This is a genomic window from Chryseobacterium sp. VD8 (genome assembly GCF_037149975.1).
GTDB lineage: Bacteria > Bacteroidota > Bacteroidia > Flavobacteriales > Weeksellaceae > Chryseobacterium > Chryseobacterium indicum.
This window is the reverse complement of sequence record NZ_JBBCQL010000165.1, coordinates 1-10,441: the sequence shown is the minus strand read 5'-3', so window position 1 is coordinate 10,441 and position 10,441 is coordinate 1. Positions and strand designations below refer to the sequence as shown.

Annotated in this window: 11 protein-coding genes; 6 read left to right on the top strand and 5 right to left on the bottom strand. The window is 34.0% G+C overall.

Features of this window, described 5'->3' with window-relative positions; all coding sequences use genetic code 11:
* The 3 genes from WFK35_RS16135 to WFK35_RS16125 all read right to left on the bottom strand — a co-directional run.
* A partial coding sequence (locus WFK35_RS16135) for a GLPGLI family protein (protein WP_336733445.1) occupies nucleotides 1-1,198 on the bottom strand: 1,198 nt, incomplete at its 3' end.
* 501 nt (nucleotides 1,199-1,699) lie between these two features.
* Nucleotides 1,700-2,905: an RsmB/NOP family class I SAM-dependent RNA methyltransferase gene (locus tag WFK35_RS16130; protein ID WP_336733444.1), complete on the bottom strand. Its 1,206-nt coding sequence runs from the start codon at nucleotides 2,903-2,905 to the stop codon at nucleotides 1,700-1,702.
* Nucleotides 2,906-2,974: 69 nt separating this feature from the next.
* Nucleotides 2,975-3,307 carry a hypothetical protein gene (locus tag WFK35_RS16125; protein ID WP_336733443.1) on the bottom strand — a complete coding sequence of 111 codons (333 nt, stop codon included), beginning with the start codon at nucleotides 3,305-3,307 and terminating at the stop codon, nucleotides 2,975-2,977.
* 56 nt (nucleotides 3,308-3,363) lie between these two features.
* On the opposite strand from WFK35_RS16125, the gene WFK35_RS16120 reads away from it, so the two are divergent.
* Together WFK35_RS16120 and WFK35_RS16115 are read left to right on the top strand one after the other, a co-directional pair.
* On the top strand, nucleotides 3,364-3,708 hold the full coding sequence (locus WFK35_RS16120; protein ID WP_076395707.1) for a zinc ribbon domain-containing protein YjdM: 345 nt from the start codon (nucleotides 3,364-3,366) through the stop codon (nucleotides 3,706-3,708).
* A 33-nt stretch (nucleotides 3,709-3,741) separates the two neighbouring features.
* Entirely contained in the window at nucleotides 3,742-4,104 is a 363-nt protein-coding gene (locus WFK35_RS16115) for a hypothetical protein (protein ID WP_336733442.1), read from the top strand.
* A gap of 342 nt (nucleotides 4,105-4,446) precedes the next feature.
* On the opposite strand, the gene WFK35_RS16110 is transcribed toward WFK35_RS16115, so the two are convergent.
* On the bottom strand, nucleotides 4,447-5,382 hold the full coding sequence (locus WFK35_RS16110; RefSeq protein ID WP_336733441.1) for a sulfate/molybdate ABC transporter ATP-binding protein: 936 nt from the start codon (nucleotides 5,380-5,382) through the stop codon (nucleotides 4,447-4,449).
* A gap of 85 nt (nucleotides 5,383-5,467) precedes the next feature.
* Here WFK35_RS16110 and WFK35_RS16105 point away from each other — a divergent pair, with 85 nt between their 5' ends.
* The 4 genes from WFK35_RS16105 (at nucleotide 5,468) to WFK35_RS16090 (ending at nucleotide 9,803) form a co-directional block, all read left to right on the top strand.
* Nucleotides 5,468-6,127: a YceI family protein gene (locus WFK35_RS16105; protein ID WP_214588735.1), complete on the top strand. Its 660-nt coding sequence runs from the start codon at nucleotides 5,468-5,470 to the stop codon at nucleotides 6,125-6,127.
* Between the two features lie 129 nt (nucleotides 6,128-6,256).
* Nucleotides 6,257-7,267 carry a phenylalanine--tRNA ligase subunit alpha gene (gene pheS, locus WFK35_RS16100; protein WP_214588736.1) on the top strand — a complete coding sequence of 337 codons (1,011 nt, stop codon included), beginning with the start codon at nucleotides 6,257-6,259 and terminating at the stop codon, nucleotides 7,265-7,267.
* Nucleotides 7,268-7,443: 176 nt separating this feature from the next.
* Nucleotides 7,444-9,162, top strand: coding sequence for a sensor histidine kinase (locus WFK35_RS16095; RefSeq protein ID WP_336733440.1), 1,719 nt, complete (start codon nucleotides 7,444-7,446; stop codon nucleotides 9,160-9,162).
* Nucleotides 9,159-9,803: a response regulator transcription factor gene (locus WFK35_RS16090; RefSeq protein WP_336690201.1), complete on the top strand. Its 645-nt coding sequence runs from the start codon at nucleotides 9,159-9,161 to the stop codon at nucleotides 9,801-9,803. The genes WFK35_RS16095 and WFK35_RS16090 overlap by 4 nt, the downstream gene beginning before the upstream one ends.
* Before the next feature lie 513 nt (nucleotides 9,804-10,316).
* On the opposite strand, the gene WFK35_RS23285 is transcribed toward WFK35_RS16090, so the two are convergent.
* Complete coding sequence (locus WFK35_RS23285) at nucleotides 10,317-10,433, bottom strand: DUF5916 domain-containing protein (RefSeq protein ID WP_442892064.1); 117 nt, start codon at nucleotides 10,431-10,433, stop codon at nucleotides 10,317-10,319.
* Nucleotides 10,434-10,441: the final 8 nt, after the last annotated feature.

The window sequence follows — 10,441 nt, the reverse complement described above, 5'->3', positions numbered from 1 at the left end:
TGAATAAAGGAATGACCGTATTGTTTTTATAAACAGTCTGATCGCTTTTGTGAATGGTGATTTCCAGGCTGACTTTATGACCGCCTTTATCGTAATTTCCGATGAATGTCCCGATCCATAATTCCTTTTCAGAAAGGGAAGGTTTCAGATCTGTAATATCTTCGCGATACGGACTGATCGTTTGCCAGTTTTTATCTTTTAACTGAATATGATTGAATTTATTGATTCCGAACGCCGTAAAAAATCGCATCATTTCTACCGCGGGATTGTAATTTTCCGTTGCTGTAATCCCGTAATATTGTTTTCCGTTTCCGTTCTCATATACAGGAAGTGTTTTTACACCTTTTTCAAGTCCGTCGAAAAACGACTGCGATTTGTCTTGGGGTACAAAAAATACGGTTCCGGTTCTGTCGTAAGCATCGCCGTTGGATTGTTGTTTTAATTCAACAAAAATATTTTCGCCATCAGAAATTTTTGGGAACTTAATTTTTTTCATAATAATGGTTCCGTTGGCGAATCTTTTTATGTTTTCGTCGGATTTAGATTCATCTGAAAAATTAATAGTTTCATGATCAAAAACTTTCAGGGTAGTAAATCTGCTTTTCCACAAAAGATCTCTGTAACCTAACGGATCGGTTGAATTAATCGATCCTTTCAGAATAGCATCAATGTCAGTTTTCTTAACTTTTTTAATAGATTGAGCGGTAATCAGTGAGTTTTTATTTCTTTCAATTTCCAGAACAAATCCCAGATTTTGCCCGATTACAGAAGGTCCTCCCTGAATTTTCAGATCATTCGTATACCAGACTTCAATGGTATTGGAATTGATTTTGGTAACTGCTTTTTTGCAGGTGTAGCCTAAAATTTTCTTGGTTTCATTGGTAAATTCAAAAGTCTGTTTTGCCACAGACTCTTTATCTGAAGTTGAAATAATTTCGTCAGATTTTAAAAACGCATAAGAAATTACTGTATTCGAAGGTTTTTCAATTTTCGTAATTTCGAAAGGGAAATCTGCTTTTTGTTCTCTGATTTTGTTATTCAGGATAAAATTTTCCTTTTCATTTGCCCAAACTAAAGTGGGAGACTGTTCTGTTAAAACTTTTCCGTTGGATGAACTGAGGTACTGTACTTCATACGTCTGTGCAAAAAATAAACAGCATAAAAAAGTAAAGAAACTTACTAAAATTCTTAGATGCATAATTTGAAATGGTTTTAGCAAAGATAATTCTTTAGAAATTCATTTTTTAACCACAAAAGCTACAAAAAATTACCAGAATTCTTATTTAACCTGAGTTCGGGATAAATCTTCTTAACCGCAAGGATTAAACAAAGAGATTTAATTATCAAAAATTCAGCTTTTAAGATATACAAAGGCGTAAAACTTATCCAAGTAATACCATTTTTGTCTTTTTTAAATAAACGAAGTGCCTTTGTTTAGCTTACAAACTTTCAATAAGTAAAAAAATCTTTTGTTTTTCTTTGCGATAATTCAATTATTTAAATTTATTTCTTATCCCGAACTGAAGTTGTTTAAGTTACTTAACAGAGATGAAAAAGACCACAACAGTTTTTAAGCATCTTTGATTTTTATTCTTTTGAAAACCTTAAAAATCGCTTTACAATTGTCTTTTGTAATGAAGAGTATAACAAAAAACTACCCTGAAAAGAGTAGTTTTGTTCATTATATCAAGAATGTTTTTTAAGAAACTCTTTCAATTAAAGCCATGTAAAACCCGTCATAACCTTCGCTTGGCATTACTTTTTCGTCTTTAATCATTTTAAAGTTAGGATTGTTTTTGATGAATTCATCAACCTGCAAATTATTTTCAGAAGGTAGAATAGAACACGTTGCATACACCATTTTTCCTCCTTTTTTAAGCATTTTAGAATAATCCTGAAGAATCTGCTGCTGTTCAACCTTAATTCTGTCGATAAAAGCCTGATCTATTTTCCATTTGCTGTCCGGATTTCTTTTTAAAACGCCCAAACCAGAACATGGAGCATCGATCAATAATCGGTCTGCTTTTTCATGAAGCCTTTTAATGACTTTATTATCAGAAATCATACGGGTTTCAATGTTGTGCGCTCCGGCTCTTTTTGCACGTCTTTTCAGTTCGGCAAGTTTCCAGTCGAAAATATCCAATGCGATGATCTGTCCTTTATTATGCATTAAAGCGGCTAAGTGAAGCGTTTTTCCTCCTGCACCTGCACAAGCATCAACAACTCTCTGTCCTTCCTTTACATCAAGGAAATACCCGATTTTTTGGGAAGAAGCATCCTGAACTTCAAATAGACCTTCTTTAAAAGCAGTCGTCAGGAAAACATTCTTTTTTTCCTCCAATTGTACTGCGTCCGGATAATTTTTAATAGGATAAGAAACGATGTTTTCATCGGAAAGATCAGAAATAAGCTCTTTGGTTGTTGTTCTCAGAGAATTTGCTCTTAAAACAGTCGGAGCCTGCTCGTTTAAAGCATACATTTCTTTTTCCCACTTTTCACCCAGTTCTTTTTCTAAAGTTTCGGCAAGCCATTCCGGAATAGAATGCTCGATTGCTTTTGTAGGAACGGTTCCTTTTTTCAGTTTGGTAAGAATGTCGGCGATTTTTATACCGTCGAATTCTTCAAATTTCTTATAATTGGTTTTGCTCCAAAGAAGATAAGCAATAATTAATTTATAAATATTGTTGGGCTTTACACCTTCACCCATGTAATATTCAAGGCGTTTTTTCCAACGGATGATGTTATAGAAAATCTCAGAAACCACTGCTCTGTCCTGGCTTCCCCATTTTTTATTCGCTTTCAAAAGTCTTTCGATTACTTTATCGGCGTATTTATTTTTTTCGAAAAATGTTTCCTGCAAAGCATCGTGAATTCCGATTGCCAGGTTTCTGTGTATCAATTCCATAAAATTGGGTTCTGCTATTTTGAATCTGCAAAAGTACGAATTTCTGCTGAGAATTTCTGTTTCAAAATTTTAGTCTGTGAATTCAAAATTTTGCTTTGGGCTTTCTCTGTGGCTAGAAAAATAGAAAAACAACTGAATAATAACCAATACAACGATCATCATAAGTTGCGAGTTGGCTGTATCCGATCTTTCTTTGTTGATTTTCTGATATTTGTAGATCTGGGATTTTGAATATTCTTTAGATTCATTTAAATTCTGAAAACGGTCGACCTTGTAAATTTCCTCATCAACAAATGTCATTGTGTAATTAGGAATTAAGTCGATCTCATTGAATATCTGAACAAATAACCTGAAAAACAGCACTAAAGAAATAAAAATCAAAAATCTGCGGATATATCTCATGTTATTAAATTTTAACTGAATATATTAAAAAATTAACTTTGCAAAAAATTAAAAATATGAGTGATACAGTACTTTGTCCAAAATGCAGCTCCGAGTTTACTTATCCGAGCGATAATATGATGGTTTGTTCCCAGTGTTTTTACGAATGGAATCCCGAAGAAGAAAGCGCAGATGCATCAAATTCAGGAAAAATCTTAGATTCTAACGGTAACGAACTTCAGGATGGAGATTCTGTGGTGGTTATTAAAGATCTTCCGGTAAAAGGTGCTCCAAAACCTGTAAAAGCAGGAACAAAAGTTAAAAATATCCGTCTGAGACCGGACAGCGATCATAATATCGATTGTAAAATCGATGGTTTCGGTTCTATGGCACTGAAGTCTGAATTTGTGAAAAAGGCTTAATTTTTAACAAATTTCAGCATTTAAATTTTTGTAATGCAGAACATTTTAAGGAATATTGCTGCAAGTGTCATAGGATTTATTTTATCGTGCATTGCTTTCCTTATATTTTTTAAAATAGAAGGTCAAGGTGGTGTTCTGGCATTGGTTTTTATATTTTTACTGTATGTTATCTTACTAATATATAGTCTGGTTACAGAAAATGTTTTGTTTTTTCTATATAAAGGTAATTCCGAAAATGCTTTTGGGGTTACTTTTTCTATGCTTTTTATTTTTTCGGTTTTTTATTGTGTCTATTCCGAAGATTATGAACGAGTATTAAATGCTGTTTCGTTATCTATATTCTTTATACTTCAAATTGGAGGATTTTTCTATCAGAAGAGGAAAATAAAGCAATAAAAAAAGGAAAGAATTGGACAGGGTAATCTTTCAAGAGACTGCATTGTTTGCCTAGAATAAACGGATTTCGTCTCAGGAGGCAGAAAGAGAATTAACCAAAAATTTCCTTATGCTGTTGACATACAAATGTAAGAAAAAGTTTTAAACCTGATTCTTATGTTTGTATTTTTTTATACACAAATTCACAGTAAGTGTGATTGTTACATTTTTTTAGGAGCTTTTTCCAGCTTTCGCTACTCGCTTTTTCGTTAGTTTCGGCGGCTGCGAAGCAGCCGCCGAAACTGAGAAAAGAGCTCAGACATGCCGCTCAATCTGGGCTATGATATTCAGCTTCGTCAGAATTTAACCGAATGAAACAGCGATAGTTCCGTTCAGTTTTTCATCAGAATAAAGAACAATTTCTTTATTTTTTATCCTTACTTTATTCCAGTAATGATTTCCTGCGAAACGGCTTTCCAGAACTTCGGCTTCAAAACCGTTTTCAGAAATTTTTATTTCTCTGGGATAATAGGAGAATTTTGAAATCTGAAAATCCTGAATCTCATTTTCACTGAAAATATTCACTTCCCCGAAAAGTTTGGCAACGTAAGAATTATAAGGATTTTTAAAAGCTGCTTCTGGATTTCCTTTCTGTACAATTTTTCCATTTTGCAATACAATAATTTCATCCAGCCACGGAATAATATCCTGAAGTTCGTGTGTTGAAATCACCAGGGAAATATTATTCTGCTTTACATACCGGAAAAGCTTTTCCCTCAGTTCAATCTTTCTCGGAAAATCCAGATTGCTGAAAGGTTCATCTAGGATCAGAAGCTTAGGAAGTACAGAAAGTGCTCTTGCAATGGCAACTCTTTGCTGTTGTCCTCCACTCAGGTATTTAGGTAAAATGGGGGCAAACTCTTCTAAACCGACAACTTCCAGAAGCTCAGAAACCGTTTCTTTCTTTTTTGCCAGATTAATATTCGAGATAAATTTTCCTACATTTTCCGCAACCGTTGCATAAGGCATCAGATCAAAATTCTGGGCAACGAATTTCATTTCGGCTTCTCCCGGAACCAGATTTCCTTTAGGTCCCAGTAATTTTTTACCGTCAAAAATAATATCACCGCTTTCCCAGTCCAGCAAACCATAAATCAGGCTTAATAAAGTAGATTTCCCGCACCCGCTTTCTCCGGCAAGCGCAATGATTTTACCTTCCTCAAACGTAAGACTGAGGTTTTCAAACAAAGGTTTTTCTTTAGAATAGGAAAAGTTTAAATGATTTATTTCTAATAGCATATTACAAAAGTAATGAATTGAAATGTTTTTAGGAAAGAACAATATTTTTTATTATTTTAGCAGGAGTAATAAAAATTTATAAATCATGAAAAAAAAGCTGTTTTCGTTGGTTATTCCTGCATTTTTTGCTTTAGCTGCGGTAGTTTCCTGCAAAAAGGAGAAACCTCTTTCCAGCGATAGCAATGAAGTTGCAACAACCAAAGACGGAGCTGAATATGTTGTGGATACACTTAACAGTAAAGTAGAGTGGAAGGGATATAAAATTTTTAAATCGGAGAATACAAGCCATTTCGGAACTATTAAATTTGAAAGCGGCGATGTTACCGTAAAAGAAGGAAAGCTGGAAAGCGGAAAATTTGTTGCAGATATGGCTTCCTTAACTTCTGAAGATCTGAAAAACGATACCGAAAACCTGAACAAACTTAACGGACATCTTAAAAGCGGGGATTTTTTCGAGGTAGAAAAATTTCCGACGGCTTCGTATGAAATTACTAAAGTAACACCTTCTGCTGAAGGAGATTACAACACCTTGCTAGATGGGAATTTAACCATCAAAGGAATTACAAAACCGGTTCAGTTTAAAGCCAACGTTTCTGTGAAGGAAGGTCTGGTGAATATTGCTACAGAACCGAAAGACATAATGAGAGAAGAGTTTGGGGTGAAATTTCAGGCTCCTGCCGAAAATGGCGTGATAAAAGATGAGGTTACTCTTCAGATCAACGTGAAAGCTTTAGAAAAAAAATAATTTTTTTATTTAAGTGAAATAAGTGATTGAAGTCTGTCTCCCCAAAAGAGGCAGATTTTTTAACATTTTTAAGAAAATTATTCAACTGAAAAACCTTATTTTTGCAAAACATTTTGAAAGGGTAAAACAATGATAGAAAAGATAGAAGAATTACTCGTTGAGGTAAACAGCTTTAATGCTACATCTAAGGAGGAGATCGAAAACTTCCGAATCAAGTACAATGGTAAAAAAGGAATTCTGAATGATTTTTTTGAAAAATTCAAAGAAGTTCCCAACGATCAGAAGAAAGATTTCGGACAGAAGATCAATACTCTGAAGCAGGCTGTTAACGTAAAACTGGAAGATTTAAAAAATGCTTCCGCATCTTCTATTATCGTAGAAAAAGAAGATCTTACAAGACCGGCGTTTCCTTTGGAGCTGGGATCAAGACACCCGATCAACTTAGTTAAAAACAGAATCATCGAGATTTTTAAATCTATCGGTTTTGCTGTGGCAGACGGACCTGAAATCGAGGACGACTGGCATAACTTCACGGCACTTAATCTTCCGGAATATCATCCGGCGAGAGATATGCAGGATACTTTCTTCATCGAGCAGAACCCTGATATTTTATTAAGAACGCATACTTCTTCCGTACAGATCCGTTACATGGAACAGAATCAGCCGCCGATCAGGATTTTATCTCCGGGAAGAGTGTTCAGAAACGAAGCGGTTTCTTCGCGTTCCCACTGTATTTTCCACCAGATTGAAGGATTGTATATTGATGAAAATGTAAGCTTCGCAGATTTAAAGCAGACCATTCAGTTTTTTACTACTGAACTTTTCGGAAAATCTAAGATCAGACTGAGACCTTCTTATTTCCCTTTTACGGAACCAAGTGCGGAAATTGATGTATATTGGGGATTAAACTCTGAAACAGATTACAGGATAACAAAAGGAACGGGATGGCTTGAAATTATGGGTTGCGGAATGGTAGATCCGGCGGTTTTGAAGAATGTAAACATTGATCCTGAGAAATATTCGGGATATGCTTTCGGGATGGGAATTGAAAGAATTGTAATGCTTCTTTATCAGATGAGCGACATCAGAATGTTTTTCGAAAATGATATCAGAACATTAGAGCAATTCAAAACTTTATAAATATTGAAGTTTTAAATAAATTTAAATCCTGTAAAAATTATATTTACAGGATTTTTTACTATTTTTATGCTAAACTTGTTTAAAATTTTCAAATTTAAATGATGATTTAAACGGTTAAGCAGAATTTCTTTGCAGTTAAAAAACAGCTAAACACACTTACTAATAACTTACACAAAATGTCCAAAAAATTATTGAACTTTAAAGCGAGAAAAATAATCCATTACTCATTGCTCGTTTGTATTCTGCTCATCCAGCTTCTTATTGCAGGATATTTCTATAATGAATTTATTTCAAGAAAAAATCTGGCTTTCTTTGAAAATCAGCTGAAAGAAGTTCATACACTGGAAAATCTTACGGATAATTCCCGAGGTGAGCTTCTGAATGCACAAAATTTCCTTCAAAAATACATGGTGAGCAATGATAATACTTATCTTAATTCATATTTCGCTTCCCTTAATAAACTGGGTGAAAATCTCGACAGCATCGGACATTACGAAAACAAATATCCTAAGCTTAAGAATGTTCTTACCTCAAACAGAAAAGATTCTATGGAGATTAAAAAACTGAAATCTCTGATAGATTCTACCTACGAATATTCAACAAAATCTAACTTTAAAGTCGAGAATAATCTTCCTAAACTCGAAAAATACAGTGTAAACTACGACTTTGATAAGTTTAAGGTAGAAACAAAGACAATCTCTGATACGGTAAAGAAAAAAGGACTTTTCGGACGTTTGGGAGACGCTATTTCCGGAAAAGAAAATGTACGTAAAGAAAGTACGATTATTACAGTGAAACAGGGAAAAGAAGCCAGTCCTGCCAATATTAAAGCTGAATTCGACAGTATTTTTAATGAAGTAAACAATCATTATAAAGGAGAAATAAAGAAAATTCAGGTGAACGTCGTAAGAAACCAGAACAACAGCGGTAACTTCTATAAAATCTTTAATAATCTTATGGTGTATAGCAATGGACTGATGAACATTTATGATGTTGCCATTAAAGATTCGAAAGCCGAGCTTGAGAAAGAATATCAAAAGCAGAATTCCGAAAGCAACAGAATCCGAAAAAATCTCGTATTTGGGGCGATGATTCTGATGTTTATTGTTTCCGTATTAATCATGTTCTTAACCAGAATTGCCTTTATTTATGAGAGAAAGCTGAACGCTGCCAATAAACAGATCAGCGAAAACCTTAATTTCAAGAACAGAATTTTGGGAATGCTGAGTCACGAGCTGAGATCGCCGCTGAAAATCATAGGTTTGTTCATTAACCGGATTAATAAGAGAACAGAGGATGAAAAGGTGAAAGAATATCTGAAATCCATCAGTTTTACCAATGATTCTCTGCTGATGCAGGCAAACCAGATTTTGGAGTATACCAAAAATCAGGCGGTTGAAAATAAGCTGATTCCGGTGAAGTTTAATCTTAAAAGCGAGATCACTTCAATTCTTACTTCCATTGAGCCGTATATTGAAACCAGAAACAATAAATTCATTATTGATGAAAATATAAATCCGGATATCAATGTTTATTCTGATAATAAAAAGATCAACCAGATTTTCATGAATATTCTGGGAAATGCGAATAAGTTTACTGAAAACGGGCAAATAAAAGTCACCGCTAAAACGCAGCCTGTTGACGAAAATACAATATCTTTGATTACGGAAATCAGCGATACCGGTGTAGGAATTTCAAAATCCGATCTGGAAAAAATATTCGAACCTTATTATCAGGGAGTTCTGTCGGAAGACGTAGAAAATCTAGGTGCAGGCTTAGGATTGAGCTTATGTAAAGAAATTATTGGTTTATACGATGGAGATATCTCTGTTTTGAGCGAAGAAGGAAAAGGCACAACCGTACATTTTTCTGTTAATTTAAATGTCAGTAAATGAGTGAACTAAATTCTGCATCTGTTAATGTTTTGCTTGCAGATGACCATAGCCTGATAAGACAGGGGATTGTTTTTCTGCTGGAAGACATGGACTGGGAATGCGAAATTTTTCAGGCTTCCAGTTTACAGCAGCTGATGAACTCTATACAGGAACATCCGATAGATATTGCCATTATAGATGCCCATTTTCCCGATGGAAACAGCATTACCATTGTACCGGAAATTAAAAAAATAAGTCCGAAAACCAAGATCCTTATTTTTACAGGAATTGAAGAAAGCACCCATTCTCTGAAGTTCTTAAATGCAGGAGCAGACGGATTTTTAAGCAAGCTGAATGAAGAGGAAGAGATTGCAGAAGCAATTAAAAAAATGTACACACATGGAAGCTATATTTCTGAAGTTACACAGGCTTTGCTTAGGAATTCCATAAGTAACCCGACGCTCATTAATCCTTTGCTGTCTTTAACAGAAAGAGAACTGCAGATCGCGGAAATGTATGCCGAAGGTCTTGGAAATCTCGAAATTGCCAATCGTCTTGATGTAAAACAAAATACAGTAAGTACAATTAAAAAAAGAATTTTCGATAAGCTTAAAATCGAAAATATTGTAGAACTTATTGATCTCATGAAAAATCATTACTGATTTTTAGAGGTTATTATGATATAAAATTCATGAAGTTATAATATTTCATGAATTTTTTTATTTAAAATGCCTGTTTATAATGCTAAATATTGCTTTTTCATATTCTGTAGATAAATATCTACAAGCTTAGCGATATATATCTAAATGATTTATTAGAATTATGTACCACAATGTGCCTACATTTGTATCAACAAAAACAACAATTATTAACCGGTAATTAAAATTGATTTTGATTCTGAAAACACAAATGATGAAAAAAAATTATTTCAGAATCAAATATCTTAAAGCACAAATGATAATACTTGTATCATTATTGCAGAGCAGCAATGCTCTGTGATAGATACTAAAAAAAGGTAGCAAAGGTTAGAAAGCAGCCTAAAAAAACACACACAATGAAAATCAAGCCTCCGAAATTTCGGAGGCTTGACGTTTTTAATTACTGACCTAAGAAACAAAACGTAATTAAAAACAAAATTCTATTGAAAATGTACAATGGTTCTGTTAAATCAATGATTAACCCTTTTTCTTCGTCCAGCTTTTTACCCTGTTATAATCCAGAAAGTAAGTCAGTTTTAAAGAAATATTATTCACGGTGGGTTCATTGAAGAGCATATCATAGTTTTTCTTCACATTCAGTC